At 63.7% G+C, this 19,601-nt stretch carries 15 protein-coding genes; all 15 read left to right on the top strand.

Going from position 1 to position 19,601, the window contains the following annotated elements; genetic code table 11:
* Nucleotide 1: 1 nt before the first annotated feature.
* The gene (gene mraY / locus FJV77_RS03295; protein WP_142865411.1) at nucleotides 2-1,084 is read left to right on the top strand and encodes a phospho-N-acetylmuramoyl-pentapeptide-transferase; all 1,083 of its coding nucleotides are present in this window, start codon (nucleotides 2-4) and stop codon (nucleotides 1,082-1,084) included.
* Between the two features lie 8 nt (nucleotides 1,085-1,092).
* Complete coding sequence (gene murD / locus FJV77_RS03290; RefSeq protein WP_142865409.1) at nucleotides 1,093-2,493, top strand: UDP-N-acetylmuramoyl-L-alanine--D-glutamate ligase; 1,401 nt, start codon at nucleotides 1,093-1,095, stop codon at nucleotides 2,491-2,493.
* The gene (gene ftsW / locus FJV77_RS03285) at nucleotides 2,493-3,644 is read left to right on the top strand and encodes a putative lipid II flippase FtsW (RefSeq protein WP_112560384.1); all 1,152 of its coding nucleotides are present in this window, start codon (nucleotides 2,493-2,495) and stop codon (nucleotides 3,642-3,644) included. Before murD ends, ftsW begins: the two co-directional genes overlap by 1 nt.
* A gap of 1 nt (nucleotide 3,645) precedes the next feature.
* Nucleotides 3,646-4,770 (top strand): undecaprenyldiphospho-muramoylpentapeptide beta-N-acetylglucosaminyltransferase, encoded by a 1,125-nt coding sequence (gene murG / locus FJV77_RS03280; RefSeq protein WP_142865407.1) that lies wholly within the window; start codon nucleotides 3,646-3,648, stop codon nucleotides 4,768-4,770.
* Nucleotides 4,770-6,176 (top strand): UDP-N-acetylmuramate--L-alanine ligase, encoded by a 1,407-nt coding sequence (murC, locus tag FJV77_RS03275; protein ID WP_142865404.1) that lies wholly within the window; start codon nucleotides 4,770-4,772, stop codon nucleotides 6,174-6,176. Before murG ends, murC begins: the two co-directional genes overlap by 1 nt.
* Entirely contained in the window at nucleotides 6,173-7,138 is a 966-nt protein-coding gene (gene murB / locus FJV77_RS03270) for a UDP-N-acetylmuramate dehydrogenase (RefSeq protein ID WP_142865403.1), read from the top strand. Before murC ends, murB begins: the two co-directional genes overlap by 4 nt.
* 312 nt (nucleotides 7,139-7,450) lie before the next feature.
* A complete protein-coding gene (locus tag FJV77_RS03265; RefSeq protein WP_142865401.1) occupies nucleotides 7,451-8,377 on the top strand; it encodes a D-alanine--D-alanine ligase in 927 nt (308 codons plus the stop codon).
* Nucleotides 8,365-9,306, top strand: a complete 942-nt coding sequence (locus FJV77_RS03260; protein WP_142865399.1) for a cell division protein FtsQ/DivIB — start codon at nucleotides 8,365-8,367, stop codon at nucleotides 9,304-9,306. The genes FJV77_RS03265 and FJV77_RS03260 overlap by 13 nt, the downstream gene beginning before the upstream one ends.
* A complete protein-coding gene (gene ftsA, locus FJV77_RS03255; RefSeq protein WP_142865397.1) occupies nucleotides 9,303-10,610 on the top strand; it encodes a cell division protein FtsA in 1,308 nt (435 codons plus the stop codon). Before FJV77_RS03260 ends, ftsA begins: the two co-directional genes overlap by 4 nt.
* Before the next feature lie 66 nt (nucleotides 10,611-10,676).
* Entirely contained in the window at nucleotides 10,677-12,329 is a 1,653-nt protein-coding gene (gene ftsZ, locus FJV77_RS03250) for a cell division protein FtsZ (protein WP_142865395.1), read from the top strand.
* A gap of 275 nt (nucleotides 12,330-12,604) precedes the next feature.
* Nucleotides 12,605-13,552 carry a UDP-3-O-acyl-N-acetylglucosamine deacetylase gene (gene lpxC, locus FJV77_RS03245; RefSeq protein ID WP_142865393.1) on the top strand — a complete coding sequence of 316 codons (948 nt, stop codon included), beginning with the start codon at nucleotides 12,605-12,607 and terminating at the stop codon, nucleotides 13,550-13,552.
* A 263-nt stretch (nucleotides 13,553-13,815) separates the two neighbouring features.
* Complete coding sequence (locus FJV77_RS03240) at nucleotides 13,816-14,685, top strand: outer membrane protein assembly factor BamD (RefSeq protein WP_112560393.1); 870 nt, start codon at nucleotides 13,816-13,818, stop codon at nucleotides 14,683-14,685.
* A gap of 190 nt (nucleotides 14,686-14,875) precedes the next feature.
* The gene (gene recN / locus FJV77_RS03235; protein ID WP_142865391.1) at nucleotides 14,876-16,549 is read left to right on the top strand and encodes a DNA repair protein RecN; all 1,674 of its coding nucleotides are present in this window, start codon (nucleotides 14,876-14,878) and stop codon (nucleotides 16,547-16,549) included.
* A gap of 147 nt (nucleotides 16,550-16,696) precedes the next feature.
* Nucleotides 16,697-18,901, top strand: a complete 2,205-nt coding sequence (gene ligA / locus FJV77_RS03230; RefSeq protein ID WP_142865389.1) for an NAD-dependent DNA ligase LigA — start codon at nucleotides 16,697-16,699, stop codon at nucleotides 18,899-18,901.
* Nucleotides 18,898-19,593: a TIGR02453 family protein gene (locus FJV77_RS03225; protein WP_142865387.1), complete on the top strand. Its 696-nt coding sequence runs from the start codon at nucleotides 18,898-18,900 to the stop codon at nucleotides 19,591-19,593. Before ligA ends, FJV77_RS03225 begins: the two co-directional genes overlap by 4 nt.
* The last annotated feature ends 8 nt before the right edge of the window (nucleotides 19,594-19,601 follow it).

Raw genomic sequence — 19,601 nt, 5'->3', positions numbered from 1 at the left:
CATGTTTACATTGCTCGTCGATTTTGCGGACAGGATCTCGGTCTTCAATGTCTTCCGCTACATAACCTTCCGCACCGGCGGCGCGCTGATCACCTCGGCGCTGATCGTCTTCATCTTCGGGCCGACCATCATCAATTCGCTCAGGCTCAGGCAAGGCAAGGGCCAGCCGATCCGCGCCGACGGGCCGCAGACGCATTTCAAGAAGGCTGGCACGCCGACCATGGGCGGGCTGATGATCCTGTGCGGCATCGTCGGCTCGTCGCTTCTGTGGGCGAACCTCTCCAGCATCTATGTCTGGGTGGTGCTTCTGGTGACGCTGGGCTTCGGCTCGATCGGCTTCTACGACGACTATCTCAAGGTGACGAAGCAGTCGCATCTCGGCTTTTCCGGCAAGGCGCGGCTGGCGCTGGAATTCGTCATCGCCGGCATCGCCGCCTGGGTGATCATGCACAATGGCCAGGCGCCGTTCTCGTCGTCGCTTACCTTCCCCTTCGCCAAGGAATTCATCGTCAATCTCGGCTGGTTCTTCGTTCCGTTCTCCTGCTTCGTCATTGTCGGCGCCGGCAATGCGGTGAATTTGACCGATGGCCTCGATGGGCTAGCGATCGTGCCTATCATGATCGCGGCGGCATCCTTCGGCGTCATTGCCTATCTCTCCGGCAATGCTGTCTTCGCCGAATATCTGCAGATCCATTTCGTGCCCGGCACCGGCGAACTGGCCGTTGTGCTCGGCGCCGTCATCGGCGCCGGCCTCGGCTTCCTCTGGTTCAACGCGCCGCCGGCGGCGATCTTCATGGGCGACACCGGTTCGCTGGCCATGGGCGGCCTGATCGGCACCGTCGCGGTCGCCACCAAGCACGAAATCGTGCTGGTCATCGTCGGCGGATTGTTTGTCGTGGAAATCCTGTCGGTCATCATCCAGGTCGGCTACTTCAAGATGACCGGCAAGCGCGTCTTCCTGATGGCGCCGATCCACCACCATTTCGAAAAGCTCGGCTGGACCGAAAGCCAGGTGGTGATCCGCTTCTGGATCATCGCCGTCATCCTGGCGCTGGTCGGCCTGTCTACGCTCAAGCTGAGATAGGAGCCCGCTTGATCCCCGCCGCATCCTTTTCGGGCAAACGCGTTTCGCTCTTCGGGCTCGGTGGCTCGGGGATCGCCACGGCGCGCGCGCTGATCGAGGGCGGGGCCGATGTGCTGGCCTGGGACGACAATCCAGATAGCGTCGCCAAGGCCGCCGGCCAGGGCATTGCGACCGCCGATCTGCGCGGCGCCGACTGGGCGAAATTCTCGGCCTTCGTGCTGTCGCCCGGCGTGCCGCTGACGCATCCGAAGCCGCACTGGACGGTGGAGCTGGCGCGTGGCGCCGGCGTCGAAGTGATCGGCGACATCGAACTGTTCTGCCGCGAGCGAATCTCGTGCGCGCCGACAGCCCCCTTCATCGCCATCACCGGCACCAACGGCAAGTCGACGACCACGGCGCTGACCGCGCATATCCTGAAATCGGCAGGGCGCGACACGCAGATGGGCGGCAATATCGGCCGCGCCATCATGACGCTCGATCCGCCGCAGCCGGACCGGCACTATGTCGTCGAATGCTCGTCCTACCAGATCGATTTGGCACCCTCGATCAATCCAACGGCCGGCATCCTGCTCAATCTGACGCCGGATCATCTCGACCGCCACGGCACCATGCAGCACTACGCCTCGATCAAGGAGCGGTTGGTCGCCGGCAGCGAGACCGCCATCGTCGGCGTCGACGATAGCTGGTGCGCGCAGATCGCCGACCGGCTGGAGCGGGCGGGCAGGCAGGTGATCCGCATTTCCAAGCGGCTGCCGCTGACAGACGGCTATTTCGCTGACGGCTCCAATCTGATGGAGGCCGTGCATGGCCGCTACAGCCGCGTAGCCTTCCTCGAAGGCATCGGTTCGCTGCGCGGCCAGCATAATGCGCAGAACGCGCTTGCCACGGTTGCCGCTTGCCTCAAGGTCGGCTTAAGCCTCGGCGAGATACAGGCGGGGCTCGAGAGCTTCCCGGGCCTTGCGCATCGCATGGAGCAGGTCGGCCGCAAGGACCATGTGCTGTTCGTCAACGATTCCAAGGCGACCAACGCCGATGCGGCGGCGCCGGCGCTGTCGAGCTTTTCGCGCATCTACTGGATCGCCGGGGGCCTGCCCAAGGAAGGCGGCATCGAGCCGTTGCGCGGGTTCTTCCCGCGCATCGCCAAGGCCTATCTGATCGGCGAGGCGGCGCCTGCCTTTTCGGCGACGCTGGGCGAAGCCGTCCCTTATGAAATCTCGGGCACGCTGGCCGCCGCGGTCGACCATGCCGCCCAGGACGCGGCCAAGGATGATAGCGGCGAGGTGGTGGTGTTGTTGTCGCCGGCCTGCGCCAGTTTCGACCAGTTCAAGAATTTCGAAGTTCGCGGCGAAGCCTTCAGGCAAGCTGCGAATGCTATCGAGGGTGTGAAACCCATCGGAGGGGCACGATAATGCAAAGCCGTCTCGACAAAAGCCCGGTTGCAACCTGGTGGTGGACGATCGATCGCTGGTTCCTGGCGGCGTTCCTGTCGCTGATGGGGTTGGGCATCGTGCTCTCCTTCGCGGCTAGCCCGGCGGTGGCCGAACGCATCGGCCTCGACAGTTTCCACTTTGCCACCAGGCAGATCATCTTCACCGTGCCGGCGCTCGGCGTGATGCTGGCGGTCTCATTCCTGGAATCGCGGCAGATTCGGCGCATGGCGTTGGTCATCCTGTGCATCATGCTGGTGCTGATGGTGGCGGTGCTCTACATCGGCGTCGAAGTGAAGGGCGCGCGGCGCTGGGTGTCGTTTGTCGGCATGTCGATCCAGCCGTCGGAATTCTTGAAACCTGCCTTTGTCATCGTCTGCGCGTGGCTGTTCGCCGAACACAAACGCCAGCCTGACATTCCAGGCAATTTGTTCGCGATGCTGCTTTTGATCCTGGTCATCTCGCTTTTGGTGGCGCAGCCCGATCTTGGCCAGACCATGCTGGTGACCGGCACCTGGGGCGTCATGTTCTTCATGGCCGGCCTGCCATGGCTGTGGATCATCGCGCTTGGCGCCACCGGCGCCAGCGGCCTGTTTGCCGCCTATACGGTGTTCCCGCATGTCGCCGCCCGCATCGACAAGTTCCTGACCGGCGAAGGCGATACGTTCCAGGTCGACATGGGCCGCGAGGCGCTGATCAACGGCCACTGGTTCGGCGTCGGACCGGGCGAGGGCACGGTCAAGCGCGTCATCCCCGACGCGCATGCCGACTTCGTGTTTTCAGTCGCAGGCGAAGAGTTCGGGCTGATCATGTGCTTCTTCATCATGTCGATCTTCGCCTTCATCGTGCTGCGCGGCCTCAACACGGCGCTGAAAGAGCACGATGATTTCACCCGTTACGCCGTCGGCGGGCTGGTCACCGTGTTCGGCCTGCAGTCGGTCATCAATATGTGCGTCAACCTGCAGCTGATGCCGGCCAAGGGCATGACGCTGCCGTTCATTTCCTATGGCGGCTCCTCGCAGATCGCCATTGCCATCTCGATGGGCATGGTGCTGGCCTTGACGCGCAAGCGTCCGGAAAAGCGCAAGCAGATGGGCTTTGCCCTGTCGCAGCGCGCCCTGCCGGCGGAGTGATATGGCGCGCGGTGTCATTCTTCTCGCGGCAGGTGGAACCGGTGGACATCTGTTTCCGGCCGAGGCGCTGGCGCATGAGCTGATCGAACGCGGCTGGAGCGTGCATCTGGCGACCGACGACCGCGCCGAGCGGTTTGCCGGCCATTTCCCGGCCACCGCCATCCATCCGATCCAGTCGGCGACCATGGGCTCGAAAAACCCCTTCGCCTTGCTCGGCGCGTTCTGGAAGATCTGGCGCGGCGTGCGCCAGGCCTCCGCGGTAATCGCCAGGATCAAACCTGACGCGGTTGTCGGCTTCGGCGGCTATCCGACCTTGCCGCCGCTTTATGCGGCAACACGGCGCAAGGTGCCGACGCTGATCCACGAACAGAATGCGGTGATGGGCCGCGCCAACCGGGCGCTGTCTGGCCGCGTCGACGCCATTGCCGGCGGCTTTCTGCCTGAAGACGAAAGTGCTGCCGGCGCCAAGACAGTCATAACAGGCAATCCGGTCAGGCCGCCGATCCTGGAGGCGGCAAGGACGCCCTACACGGCATCCCAAGGCGAGGAGCCGTTCCGGCTCCTGGTGTTCGGCGGCAGCCAGGGCGCGCAGTTCTTTTCAGATGCCATGCCGGCGGCCATCGCACTTCTGCCGGAGGCGCAACGCAAGCGGCTGGTGATCACCCAGCAGGCCCGCGCCGACGACGTGGCGCGGGTGAAGGCCGGCTATGCGGCCCTTGGCGTCCATGTCGAGGTCTCGCCGTTCTTCACCGATATGGCACAGCGAATGGCCACCGCGCATCTGGTGATTTCGCGCTCCGGCGCCTCGACGGTCTCGGAAATCGCCGTCATCGGCCGGCCGGCGCTGCTGGTGCCTTATCCCTATGCGCTGGACCATGACCAGGCGGCGAATGCAGCCGCTCTTGCCGCAGCCGGCGGCGGCGAGGTGCATCCGCAATCGTCGCTGTCGCCCGAGCGCATCGCGGCGCTTGTTGGCGGGCTGATGGACAGTCCCGAGCGGCTGGCGGCCATGGCTGCCGGCGCAAAATCGGTCGGCCGGCCGGACGCGGCACGGTTGCTCGCCGATCTCACAGAGGCTATTGCGTCCAGAAAAACCGTATCGGATTTCAGGAAGAGGACGCATTGATGAAGATGCCGCAAACCATCGGCCTTGTGCATTTCATCGGCATTGGCGGCATCGGCATGAGCGGCATCGCCGAAGTGCTGCACAATCTCGGCTACAAGGTGCAGGGCTCCGACCAGGCCGACAGCGCCAATGTGCAACGGCTGCGCGACAAGGGCATCGAATGCTTCGTCGGCCACAAGGCCGAGAATATCGGTGCTGCCGAAGTGGTGGTGGTGTCGACGGCGATCAAGAAATCCAATCCGGAGCTGAAAGCAGCGCGCGAGAAGCTTTTGCCGATCGTGCGCCGCGCCGAGATGCTGGCCGAATTGATGCGCTTCCGCCAGGCCGTCGCCATCGGCGGCACGCACGGCAAGACGACGACCACCTCGATGGTGGCGACGCTGCTCGATGCCGGCGGGCTCGACCCGACCGTGATCAATGGCGGCATCATCAATGCCTATGGCACCAATGCCCGCATGGGCGATGGCGAATGGATGGTGGTCGAAGCCGACGAAAGCGACGGCACTTTCCTCAAGCTGCCGGCCGAAATCGCCGTCGTCACCAACATCGATCCGGAGCATCTCGACCACTACGGCAGCTTCGACAAGGTGCGCGAAGCCTTTCGCCAGTTCGTCGAGAACGTGCCTTTCTACGGCTTTGGCGTGATGTGCACCGACCACCCGGAGGTGCAGGCGCTGGTAAGCCGCATCGAGGACCGCCGCGTCATCACCTATGGCGAGAACGCGCAGGCCGATGTGCGCTTCACCAACCATCGTATGGCTGGCGCTGCCTCCGAGTTCGACGTGGTGATCCGCGACCGCAAAACCGGCGGCCAGACGACGATATCGGACCTGCGCCTGCCGATGCCCGGCCGCCACAATGTCTCCAACGCGACTGCCGCGATTGCGGTTGCGCATGAACTCGGCCTGTCGGCCGAGGCGATCAAGAAGGGGCTGTCGTCCTTCGCCGGCGTCAAGCGGCGCTTCACCCATACCGGCTCGTGGAACGGCGTCGAGATCTTCGACGATTACGGCCATCACCCGGTCGAGATCACAGCGGTGCTGAAAGCGGCGCGCAGCGCCACCAAGGGCCGCGTCATTGCCATTGCGCAGCCGCACCGCTTCACCCGCCTGCACGATCTTTTCGACGAATTCTCTGTCTGCTTCAACGATGCCGACACGGTGATGGTGGCCCCAGTCTATGCAGCGGGTGAAGAGCCGATCAACGGCGTGACTTCGGAGGCGCTGGTGTCGCGCATCCGCTCGGGCGGTCACCGCGATGCGCGATATATCGACGGTGCTGCTGCCATCGCCCCCACCATCCGCGAACTGGCCAAGTCCGGCGACTTCGTTGTCTTCCTCGGCGCCGGCAACATCACCCAATGGGCCTATGCACTGCCCAAAGAACTTGGCGGTGCGGTCTCATGATGCGCGGCCAGGACCTGATCGACAGACTTGGCGGCCGGCTTGCCGGCCTGCGCGGCCGGCTGACGCCGAACGCCGAGATGGACAAGATCACCTGGTTCCGCGCCGGAGGGCTGGCCGAGGTGCTGTTCCAGCCGGCCGACGAGGAAGACCTTGCCGCTTTCCTGCGCGCGGTGCCGGAGGATGTCCCGCTGACCATCGTCGGTGTCGGCTCGAACCTTCTGGTGCGCGACGGCGGTATTCCGGGTTTCGTCATCAGGCTTTCGGCCAAGGGTTTTGGCGAAGCCGAGGTCATTTCGCCGACCGGCATCAAGGCGGGTGCTGCAACGCCGGACAAACGTGTCGCCGCCGTTGCCTATGAGGCCGGCATTGGCGGCTTCCATTTCTATCACGGCATTCCCGGCGCCATCGGTGGCGCGCTCAGGATGAATGCCGGCGCCAACGGCGTCGAGACGCGCGAGCGCGTCGTCGAGGTGCGGGCGCTCGACCGCAAGGGCAATCTGCACACGCTGAGCAATGAAGACATGGGCTATTCCTATCGTCACTCTGCGGCACCTGCCGGGCTGATCTTCACCTCCGCCATTTTCGAAGGCGTTTTGGAAGACAAGGCGGCGATCAAGGCGGCGATGGACGCCGTCCAGACGCACCGCGAGACGGTGCAGCCGATCCGCGAGAAGACCGGCGGCTCGACCTTCAAGAATCCGGAAGGCACCTCGGCCTGGAAGGAGATCGACAAGGCCGGCTGCCGAGGGTTGATGATCGGCGGCGCGCAGATGTCGCCGATGCACTGCAACTTCATGATCAACACCGGAACCGCGACCGGCTATGACCTTGAATATCTCGGCGAGACGGTGCGCGCCCGGGTGCTTGTAAATTCCGGCATCCGGCTGCAGTGGGAAATCAAGCGCATCGGCAATTTCCGCCCCGGCCACGCCGTGCAAGAGTTCCTTGGGCAACTTCTCTAGGCATCTTGGCGCAAGCTGAAGTTCATGTGATGCATGAACTTCAAACGGTCTGAAACAACCGCGCGACCGTTGCCCGAAAGACTCAACTGCACGCTTTTTGCCGCCGTTTTCGCGGAAAGTGAATCTGTCGGAATCATAAGCACTTGCCAGCGAATCAACTCTCTGATTCTCTGCCCTAAAGCGTTTCCTGATTTGAGTCGTTCGACGCGTCGACCGCGTTTTCCGTCTGGGGGGCAACCTGCCGGGAGACTCGGACTCCATCTGGTCGCTGAATGCGTGGTTGCGGGCCCGCCGTGAGAGGGATGACGGGATATGAAGAACAAGCATGTGGCTGTCCTCCTGGGCGGATTCTCGTCCGAGCGGCCCGTGTCTCTGTCTTCGGGAAAGGCGTGTGCGGATGCGCTTGAGAAGGAAGGCTACCAGGTTACCCGCGTCGACGTTGCGCGCGACGTCGGCGCTGTGCTTGGCGAGCTCAAGCCTGATGTTGTCTTCAACGCGTTGCACGGCCCGTTCGGTGAAGACGGCACTATCCAGGGCATCCTCGAATATCTCGCCATTCCCTACACCCATTCGGGCGTGCTCGCCTCGGCGCTCGCCATGAACAAGGAGCAGGCCAAGAAGGTCGCCAAGGCTGCAGGCATCGCGGTGGCGGAATCGAAAGTTGCCAGCCGCTTCGCCATCCAGAACAAGCACCCGATGAAGCCGCCCTATGTGGTCAAGCCGGTCAATGAAGGCTCGAGCTTCGGCGTCGTCATCGTGCATGAAGGGCAGTCGCATCCGCCGCAGGTCATCGGCTCGTCCGATTGGAAATATGGCGAGACCGTCATGGTCGAGCGCTACATCCATGGACGCGAGCTGACCTGCGCCGTCATGGGCGATGTGGCGCTGGGCGTCTGCGAGATCATTCCGACCGGCCATTCCTTCTACGACTATGATTCAAAATACGTCGCCGGCGGATCAAAACACGAAATCCCTGCTAAAATTTCACCGAATATTTACCAAAAAATACAGACACTGGCGCTCAAGGCACATTTGGCTATCGGCTGTCGGGGCGTTTCCCGGTCGGACTTCCGCTATGACGATCGTCACTCCGAAAACGGCGAAATTGTCTGGCTCGAGATCAACACTCAGCCGGGCATGACGCCGACGTCTTTGGTGCCTGAAATCGCCGCCCAAGCGGGGCATTCATTCGGCGATCTGTTGAGTTGGATGGTGGAGGACGCTTCGTGTCTGCGTTGAAATGGGGACAGGACAAGGGCAGGGGCGGCGCCGGGCCGGCGCTGTTCGGCATGCCGTTGTCGTTCGACCATTTCGTGCTGCCGCGCGTGCTGCGCCGGCCGGTGCGCGTGTTGGCGCGCCTGGGTGGCGGCGACTTCGTCGCGCCGCGCTTTTCCGCGGCCATCCTGTCCGCCTCGCTCATTGCGTCAAGCAGTCTGTACGGCGCCATTCTCGGCGGCCATGCCGACGACATCGTCCAGAGCATCACAGCCCGCACCGGCTTTGCCGTCGACCAGATCAAGGTGGTCGGCAACCGTCAGACCTCGGAGATCGACATACTGGACCGGCTTGAACTCGATGGCTGGACGTCGCTGATCGGCTTCGATGCCGAGGCAGCGCGTGAGCGCATCGATACTCTGCCCTGGGTCGAAGTGGCGGCGGTGCGCAAGGTCTATCCGCATACGCTGGAAGTTCGTGTCGAGGAGCGCGAACCTTTCGCGCTCTGGCAGCAGGGCTCGGAGCTTTCGGTCATTGAGCGCTCCGGCGCGGTGATCGCGCCGTTCTCGGGCGGCAAGCAGGCTTTGCTGCCGCTGATCATCGGCACCGGTGCGCCGGCCAAGGCGCCCGACTTCCTGGCCAAGATCAAGAAATTTCCCGAACTCGCGGCGCGGGTCAAAGGCTATATCCGCATCGGCGAACGGCGCTGGGACCTGAAGCTGGAAAACGGCATCACCGTCAAGCTGCCCGAGGATGGCGAGGACCAGGCAATCGCGGAGCTGGTTCGGATGGATCATGACAACGGTCTTCTGACGCGCGATATCGCCGCCGTCGACATGCGCATCTCCGATCGCCTGGTCGTGCAGCTGACGCCGGAAGCGGCGACGCAGCGCCAGGCGGCGCTCAACGAAAAACCGCAAAGCCTCAAGCGCAAGTCGGAGACGAAGATATGAGCTGGCTTGGCGGCAACAGCGATGCCTCTTCGCGCCGCTCCGGCACGCTGACCGTGCTGGATGTCGGCTCAAGCAAGGTTTGCTGCGTGGTGGCGAAGCTGAAGCCGCGCGAGGACGGCAAGCTGTTGCGCGGCCGCTCGCATCGCATCCAGGTGATCGGCATCGGCCATCAGAAGTCGCAAGGCGTGAAGTCGGGCGTGGTTGTCGATCTCGACCGCGCCGAGCACGCCATTCGCCTGTCCGTCGACGCCGCCGAGCGCATGGCGGGACTGACGGTAGACTCGCTGATCGTCAACATGACGGCCGGCCGGCTGAAGAGCGAGACCTATTCGGCCACCATCAACCTTGGCGGCCATCAGGCCGACGAGGCCGACATCAAGCGCGTGCTTGCCGCCGGCGCCAAGCAGGCGCTGAAGGCCGAGCGCGACGTGATCCATTCGCTGCCCGTTGGCTTTTCGCTGGATGCCGAACGCGGCGTGCGCGATCCGCGCGGCATGGTCGGCGATCAGCTCGGCGTCGACATGCATGTGCTGACGGGCGACGCCGCACCGCTGCGCAATCTGGAGCTATGCATCAACCGTTCGCATCTGTCGGTCGAGCGCATGGTGGCGACGCCCTACGCCAGCGGGCTTGCAGCCTTGGTCGACGACGAACTCGAAATGGGCGCGGCCTGCATCGACATGGGCGGCGGCACGACGACGATCTCGGTGTTTTCGGAAGGCAAGTTCGTCCATGGCGACGCCATCGCCATCGGCGGCAACCATGTGACGCTGGATATGGCCAAGGGACTGTCGACGTCGCTCGACGCCGCCGAACGCCTGAAGGTGATGCATGGCTCGGCGCTGCCCGGCAGTGCCGACGATCGCGACCTGGTGTCGATCCAGCCGATCGGCGAGGAAGGCGAGATGCCGCTGCAGATCCCGCGCTCGGTGATGACGCGCATCATTCGCGCCCGCATCGACGAGACGCTGGAGCTTCTGCGCGACCGGCTGAACAAGTCCGGCTACGGCAATGCCGTGGGAAAACGCGTAGTGCTGACCGGTGGGGCCAGCCAGCTTGCCGGCCTGCCAGAAGCAGCGCGCCGGATTCTGGGACGCAATGTGCGCATCGGTCGCCCGCTTGGCGTGGCAGGCCTGCCGGAAGCCGCCAAGGGGCCGGCCTTCTCGACGGCGGTCGGACTGCTGATCTATCCGCAGATGGCGAATTTCGAGAGCCATCCGGCGAAAGGAATTTCCGGTCTCAGGATGACCGGAACGGGCGGAAAACTGCATCGCATGAGTCAGTGGTTGAGAGACAGTTTCTAATTGACGGGGACAGCCCCATAGGCGGCCGCGGCGGCGAAGCGGCGGGAAAGGCAAAGGACGGAGACAATGACCATCAATCTGCAAAAGCCGGACATCACCGAGCTCAAGCCGCGGATCACCGTGTTCGGTGTCGGCGGCGGCGGCGGCAATGCCGTCAACAACATGATCACCGCCGGCTTGCGCGGCGTCGAGTTCGTGGTGGCCAACACCGACGCGCAGGCGCTGACCATGTCGAAGGCCGAGCGGCTAATCCAGCTCGGCGCGCATGTCACCGAGGGCCTCGGCGCCGGATCGCAGCCGGAAGTCGGTCGCGCGGCGGCGGAAGAGTGCATCGATGAGATCATCGATCACCTCTCCAACACCCATATGTGCTTCGTCACCGCCGGCATGGGCGGCGGCACCGGCACCGGTGCTGCTCCGGTCGTTGCCCGCGCGGCGCGCGAAAAGGGTATCCTCACCGTCGGCGTCGTCACCAAGCCGTTCCATTTCGAAGGCCAGCGTCGCATGAAGACGGCGGATATGGGCATCGAGGAACTGCAGAAATGCGTCGACACCCTGATCGTCATCCCCAACCAGAACCTGTTCCGGCTGGCCAATGACAAGACCACCTTCGCCGACGCCTTCGCCATGGCCGACCAGGTGCTCTATTCCGGCGTTGCCTGCATCACCGACCTGATGGTCAAGGAAGGCCTGATCAATCTCGACTTCGCCGACGTCCGCTCGGTGATGCGCGAGATGGGCAAGGCGATGATGGGCACCGGCGAGGCTTCGGGCGAGGGCCGCGCGATGGCCGCCGCCGAGGCAGCGATCGCCAACCCGCTGCTCGACGAGACCTCGATGAGGGGCGCCAAGGGCCTGCTGATCTCGATCACCGGCGGCCGCGACCTGACCCTGTTCGAAGTCGACGAAGCCGCGACCCGCATCCGTGAGGAAGTCGACCAGGACGCCAACATCATCCTCGGCGCCACTTTCGACGAGGAACTCGAAGGCGTCATCCGCGTCTCGGTGGTCGCCACCGGCATCGACAAGTCGGCGGCTGAAATCGCCGCGGTGCCGATCTCGATCCGCGCCGTGCCGCCGCAGCAGAAGCCAGTCAGCCGTCCGGCTCCGGCCGCGGAAGGCCGGCCAGCGCCGGTCCAGCAGACCTATGAGACGCGCGCGGCCGATCCGGTCGCCGAGGCGATTCAGCTTGCCGAAGCCAATGCGGCGGCAATGGCTCGTCCGGCGCCGATAGCCCAGGCGGAAGATTTCCGCCCGCAGAGCAAGATCTTCCAGGCCCCTCCTGCCCAACCACAGCCTGTCGTGCATCAGGTGATGCAGCCGGCGCCGCTGCGCGAAATGCCGCAGCCGGTGGCTGCCGCGCCGCAGCGCATGCCGCGGGTGGAGGATTTTCCGCCGGTGGTGAAGGCCGAGGTGGAAGCCAAGGGCCGTCCGGCCGACCATGAAAACAGCGGGCCGATGGGGCTTCTCAAGCGGCTGACCAACGGGCTGACGCGCCGCGAGGAAGAGCCAGCCCGGCTGCAGCCGGCGCAGCCGCGCGAACCGAAACTGCGCCAGGCGGCGCCGGAAATGCGCCGCCTTGCCAGCCAGGATCCGCAGCTTTATGCGCCGCGCCGCGGCCAGCTCGACGACCAGGGCCGGTTGACGCCGCAGACCAGGTCTGCCCAGGAAGACGACCAGCTGGAGATCCCGGCTTTCCTGCGCCGCCAGGCCAACTGAGGCGTTAACGGTATGTAACACTTGTTAACAGGCAGACGAGAGATCGTTTGCCTGTTAACCAAAAAAATCCTTTAATACCATAGTGTTACGAAGTGACGCTCACGGTCGGTCGCGGTTACACAGAGTAAGAAACCGTGATTTGGAGTCTCCCTGACGGACCACTATCTTTGCCGCAGCACTTTCGGTGTGCTGGGATTCGGGGAGTTGGCCCTGCCTGCCGATAATCAAGAGCCGCGCCCTTTGGGGCTATAAAGCGGACATGGGCGTTATGGGCTATGGGGTTTGTCTTGCAAGACTACCAGACGACACTTCGATCGCGTGCAACGCTGACAGGTACCGGCGTTCATAGCGGCAAACCGGTCACCGTCAATTTCCTCCCCGCGGACGCCGACACCGGCGTCGTCTTCCTCCTTTCGACCGGAAGCGAGAGCCGCGAGTTCCGTGCGCTGGTTGCCGAAGTCGGCGCGACCGACCTCTGCACCATGCTCGGCGATCCGGCAGGCGAGCATATCGCCACCGTCGAACATCTGATGGCGACGCTCTTCGGACTCGGCATCGACAACATCGTCATCGAGATCGACGGCCACGAGGTTCCGATCCTCGACGGCAGCGCGGTGGCGTTCGTCGAAGCCATCGACCAGGCCGGCATCGAGACGCTGGCGGTCAAGCGCCGCTACATCAGGGTGGTCAAGCCGGTCCGGATCGAGAACGGCGCGTCCTGGGCTGAATTCAGGCCTTATAGCGGCACCCGTTTCGAGGTCGAAATCGATTTCGAGAGCCCGGCGATCGGCCGGCAGCTGTTCGCCTCCGACATCAATCCCGACGTCTTCCGCCAGGACATCGCGCGCGCCCGCACCTTCGGTTTCATGAAGGACGTGGAGCGACTGTGGGCGGCCGGCTATGCGCTGGGCTCCTCGCTGGAGAACTCGCTGGTGATCGGCGACGACAACCGGGTGATCAATATGGGCGGCCTGCGCTATCCCAACGAGTTCGCCCGCCACAAGACGATGGACGCGATGGGCGATCTGGCGCTCGCCGGCGCTCGCTTCATCGGCTGCTTCCGCTCCTATCGCGGCGGTCACCGGATGAATGCCGCGGCCTTGCGGCGGCTTTTGTCCGACCGTTCAGCCTTCGAGGTCGTCGAAACCACACGCCGCGAGCGCGGCCGCACTGCCGAGATGAGCGCCGTCACCGGGCCTGTCTTCGCGCCCTGGGTGATCTGATTCTTAACGATTTTCTGGCTTTCTGAGCGCCGGCTGGTGTTGCACGGATGCATCACCTGCCGGTGAAAGCGCATAGCTTTCGAGGCAACACCAAGCCGCCACAAAAATGTGCGATTGGCTAGACATAGCGTTGCTGGGCAAGACAGTTATGGTTTATGGCTGCTGCCGTCGATTAGACGCATGTCGCTCAAAAGTGGGGACCAGTTTTGAGGGAACGCCATGCGAAAGGCATTGAAATAACGCCGAAAGGGCGCAATCCAATCATGTTCTTCACGCGAGTTGGTCAATCGAAAGCGCCGTATCGGGCTGTTTTCCTGGCGCTTTCGATAGTTGTGCCATCGCTGTTCTTGTCGGCCTGCATGTCGTCCGAGAAAGACGTCGATTTGTCGACCTATGTCGACCAGACCGAACCGGCCGACGTCCTTTACAATCAAGGCCTTGCCAATCTCAACGCCGGCCGCCTGGATGAGGCGAGCAAGAAGTTCGACGCCGTCGACCGCCAGCATCCCTATTCCGAGTGGGCCCGCAAATCGATGGTGATGGGCGCCTTCGCCGACTATCGCGCCGGCCACTATGACGAGGCGATCGGCTCGGCCAAGCGCTATCTCACGCTCTATCCGTCGACCGACGACGCCGCTTACGCCCAGTACATCATTGGCCTGAGCTACTACCGCCAGATCAAGGACGTCACCCAGGATCAGAAGGAAGCACGCCAGACCGTGCAAACCATGCAGGATCTGGTGACGCGCTGGCCGACTTCGGAATATGTCGACGACGCCAAGGAAAAGATCCGTTTTGCCAACGACCAGCTCGCCGGCAAGGAGATGCAGATCGGCCGCTACTATCTCGAGCGGCGTGAATACATCGCCGCCGTCAAACGCTTCCGCAATGTGGTCGAGAACTATTCCAACACCCGCCATGTCGAAGAGGCGCTGGCGCGCTTGACCGAGAGCTATTACGCGATGGGCTTGACCTCGGAAGCGCAGACGGCCGCAGCCGTGCTCGGCACCAACTATCCTGACAGCCAGTGGTACAAGGATTCCTACAAGCTCTTGCAGAGCAACGGGCTTGAGCCGCGCGAGAATGCCGGATCGTGGATATCCAAGGCCGGAAAGCTGATCACCGGCGCTTGAAGCCTCTACAGAAGCGGACACAGCGCTTTTCGGATTGATCCGACGCTCAAACAAAAAGATAGTGCGGCGCTGCGACTCCACCGGTCGCATGCCGCATTGAGGCGTGTCGCGCCGTTAAGTCTTTTGTTTTGTGCATGCCGTTGCCCCAGACCGGTCCGCTTGGGGCGACATGCGATAGGTTCGGGTTCTGATGCTTTCCAGACTGTCGATCCGCGATATCGTCCTGATCGAGAAGCTGGATATCGACTTCCAGCCCGGCCTTTCTGTGCTGACCGGTGAAACCGGCGCCGGCAAATCCATCCTGCTCGACGCGCTGTCGCTGGCGCTTGGCGCGCGCGGCGATGCCTCGCTGGTGCGGCACGGCGCCGCCCAGGGCCAAGTCATTGCCGTGTTCGACGTGCCCCGCAATCACCCTGTACGTGCGCTGCTGGCCGAAAACGCCATCGAGGACGACGGCGACATCATCCTGCGCCGGCTGCAGACAGCGGATGGCCGCACGCGTGTCTTCGTCAACGACCAACCGTCGAGCGTCACCTTGATGCGAGACATCGGCCACGCACTGGTCGAAATCCACGGCCAGCATGATGAGCGGGCTCTGGTCGATCCTGGCGCGCATCGCGAATTGCTGGATAGTTTTGGCGGCCATCTCGGTGCTGCCCGTGCGACGGGCGAGGCGTGGCGCTATTGGCGCGGCTGCGAGCAGGACTTTGCCAGACATCGCGCCAAGGTCGAGGCGGCGGCGCGCGAGGCCGATTATCTCAGGGCGTCGGTCGCTGAGCTGGCCAAGCTCGATCCGCAGCCCGGCGAGGAGACGCAGCTGGCGGAACTGCGCACCACGATGATGCGGGCGGAAAAGATCGCCTCGGAAATACACGACGCGCAGGATGTGCTGTCAGGCCCATCCTCGCCGTTGCCGCAACTGGCCAGCCTGCTGAGAAGGCTGCAGCGCAAGGCCAGCGAAGCACCTGGCCTGCTTGAGGATGTTGTGAAGTCGCTCGATGAGGCGATGCTGTCGCTGGATGCCGCGCAATCCGGTGTCGAGGCGGCGCTGCGCGCCACCGAATACGATCCACAGCGGTTGGAGAAAGCGGAAGAGCGGCTGTTTTCGCTGCGCGCGGCGTCACGCAAGCACAGCGTGGCGGTCGACGATCTGGCGCAGCTGCGCGACACGATGTCGGCCGACCTTGCCGATCTCGATGCCGGCGAGGAACGTCTGCATGGGTTGGAGAAACAGGCCGCCGCGGCGCGCGAGGCCTATGACATTTCGGCGGCCCAGCTGTCCTCGCTTCGCCATGCGGCTGCGATCGGCCTGACCAAGGCTGTCATGGCCGAACTGCCGGCGCTGAAGCTCGAGCGGGCCGAGTTCATCGTCGGGCTGACCAGCGATGGCGAAAACCGCATGGAAGAAGGCATCGATCAGGTCGAGTTCTGGGTCCGCACCAATCCCGGCACAAGGCCCGGCCCGATGATGAAGGTTGCATCCGGCGGCGAGCTGTCGCGCTTCCTTCTGGCGCTCAAGGTGGCGCTGGCCGACCGTGGCTCGGCGCCGACATTGGTCTTCGACGAAATCGACACCGGCGTCGGCGGCGCCGTGGCCGATGCCATCGGCCAGAGACTGGCCAGGCTGTCGACGCGGGTGCAGGTGCTTTCCGTGACACATGCGCCGCAGGTGGCGGCGCGCGCGGCAACGCATTTCCTGATTTCCAAATCCGGCGGCACCGACCGGGTCGCGACCGGCATTGCCGAAATGGACCGGGCGGCGCGCCAGGAAGAGATCGCGCGCATGCTGGCCGGCGCCACCATCACCGACGAGGCGCGCGCGGCCGCGGAGCGGTTGCTCCGCGAGAACACGGCGGCGGCTTAACAACCGGCAGATGCCCGAATTGGCTTTTCCGGAAAGAGTCAGGATATGGCGACATCCTGCTGTTCGGGTTTGATTTTTCCACAGCCTATCTCGCTGACAGCAAATCCTGATTTATAGTGGCCCACCAGAATTCGAGGACCGCGTTGCATGTCTGAAAAACCAGTCGAATCGTTGAGCGAAAGCGAAGCCGCGGATGAGCTTGCGTGGCTGGCCGAGGAGATCGCCGGCCACGACCGGCGCTACCATGCCGAGGACGCGCCGACGATCACGGACGCCGAATACGATGCGCTGCGGCGGCGCAACCTTGCCATCGAAGAGCGCTTCCCAGGTCTGGTGCGCGAGGATTCTCCCTCGCTGCGGGTCGGTGCCGCGCCGGCCGAAGGCTTTGCCAAGGTGCGCCATGCGGTGCCGATGCTCAGCCTCGCCAAGGCCTATACCGACGAGGACGTCACCGATTTCATCGAGCGTGGCCGCCGCTTCTTCGACCGCGACAAGGATCTCGACATCGCGTTTACGGCCGAGCCGAAGATCGACGGGCTGTCGGCGTCGCTGCGCTACGAACGCGGCGTGTTCGTGCAGGGCGCCACGCGCGGCGACGGTGCGGTGGGTGAAGACATCACAGCCAATCTCAGGACCATCGCCGACATCCCGGCGAAGCTGAAAGGTTCTGGCTGGCCCGAGACCATCGAGATACGCGGCGAGGTCTACATGACCTATGCCGAGTTCGAGGCGCTGAAGGCGCGCTCGGCGGCCGTCGGCGGTCAGGACTACGTCAATCCGCGCAACACGGCTGCCGGCTCGCTGCGCCAGAAGGATGCATCTGTCACCGCCAGCCGCAACCTCAAATTCTTCGCCTATGCCTGGGGCTATACGACGGAAGACCCGGCGCCGACCCAATACGGGTCGGTGCAGAAATTCGCCGAATGGGGCTTCAAGGTCAGCCCGCTGATGGTGCGGGCGAAGTCGGTCGAGGATCTCATCGCGCAATATCACAAGATCGAGGAACTGCGCTCGTCGCTTGGCTACGACATCGACGGCGTCGTCTACAAGGTCGACCAGCTGGAATTGCAGCGCCGTTGGGGGTTTGTCACCGGCGAGCCGCGCTGGGCCGTCGCGCACAAATTCCCTGCCGAACAGGCGATGACGACGGTGCAGAAGATCGATATCCAGGTCGGCCGCACCGGCACGTTGGCGCCGGTGGCGCGGCTGGCGCCGGTCACGGTTGGCGGCGTGGTGGTCGAAAACGTGACGCTGCACAATGAGGATTACATCAAGGGATTCGACAGCAATGGCCTGCCGATCCGCGACGGCATCGATGTGCGCATCGGTGACACGGTTGTCATACAACGGGCAGGCGACGTGATTCCGCAGATCGTCAGCGTCGTCATCGACAAGCGGCCGGGCGATGCGGTGCCTTACGAATTCCCCCACACCTGTCCGGTCTGCGGTTCGCCGGCGACGCGCGAGGTCAACGAGAAGACCGGCAAGGAGGATTCGCGGCGGCGCTGCACCGGTGAACTGATCTGCGCCGCGCAGGCCGTGGAACGGCTGCGCCATTTCGTGTCGCGCGGCGCGCTCGATATCGAGGGCTTGGGTGCCGAAAACATCGACCTGTTTTTCAATTCGGGGCTGGTCAAGACCGCCGCCGACATCTTTACCCTGAGGGATCGCCGGCCGGCGGTCACCAGGGCGCTGGCCGAGCGGCGCGAGGAGCAGGCGAGGCAGCGCGAGGCGGCATCGGGCAAGGCGCGCAAGAATGTGCGCGGTGTCGAGGACCGCAACTATGAAGGCCTCGACAAGCTGTTCGCGGCAATCGATTCGCGCCGCGAGCCGGAACTCGACCGCTTCATCTTCGCGCTAGGCATCCGCCATATAGGCGAAACGACAGCGGCGGTGCTTGCCCGCACCTTCTCGACCATCGAGGAGCTGATCCGCGTCGGAAAGGAGACGGCAGCGGCGGAAGATCCGCACAGTGTTTTCCCCTCGATCAACGGCATCGGCGACACGGTGATCGATGCGCTGCGCGATTTCTTCGGCAATGAGCGCAATGACGACGTGCTCGACAGACTGCTCGAGCAGGTCAAGCCGAAGCCCTACATCGTCACCGTCTCTGCCGACAGCGAGGTTGCCGGCAAGACCATCGTCTTCACCGGCACGCTGGAAAAGATGACCCGGTCCGAAGCCAAGGCGATGGCCGAACGGCTCGGTGCCAAGGTGGCGGGTTCGGTGTCGGCAAAGACGGATCTGCTGGTGGCCGGGCCGGGTGCGGGCTCCAAACTGAAGCTTGCCAGTGAACTCGGCGTCGAAGTCGTCGACGAAGACACCTGGTTGCAGCGGGTCGGCAAGGCGTGACCGGCGGTTCGTTCAAAGGGTTCGGGCAAAAGGCCATTCCGTTCCTGAAGGCGCTGGACTTCCACCAGAGCCGCGAATGGTTCCAGGAAAACCGCGCGCTTTACGACAGCGAACTGCACGAGCCGTTCTGCGATCTGGTCGAGACGCTGACCGAGCGCTTTGCGGCGGCGGGTCTGGGCTTGCGCGGCGATCGCAAGAAATCGCTGTTTCGCATCAATCGCGACGTGCGCTTCGCCAAGGACAAGCGGCCCTACAACCAGCATCTGTCGGCCATGCTGTCGCCAGACGGCACCAAGATGGAGCAGGGCGTGTTCTTCGTCTATGTCGGGATCGACCGCTGCTTTGCCGACGTTGCCTGGTGGAACCCGGAGCCGCCCCTGCTGCTGGCGATGCGCAAGGCCATTATCGCCCGGCCAGCCGAATTCCGAAAACTGCTTTCAACGCTGAAGAAAAACGGCTTCGAACTCGAAACCCAGGGTCGGTTGAAGCGCACGCCGCGCGGCTTCGAGCAGGTCGACGAACCCGATCTCGTCGACGCCATCCGCAACCGGCACTTCTATGTTCAGCACATGATCGATCCGGCCGGTATCCACGCGCCGGCGCTGGTCGACGAGCTTGTCGATTTCACATTGCGCGCCAAGCCGTTGCTCGACTGGGGCAGGGCGATCCAGGGCACGGCGCCGCGGAGCTAGGCCGACGC

It is taken from the genome of Mesorhizobium sp. WSM4306 (genome assembly GCF_007003975.1).
Classification (GTDB): domain Bacteria; phylum Pseudomonadota; class Alphaproteobacteria; order Rhizobiales; family Rhizobiaceae; genus Mesorhizobium.
The sequence above is the reverse complement of the archived record's forward strand: the minus strand, read 5'-3'. Positions and strand labels throughout refer to the sequence as shown.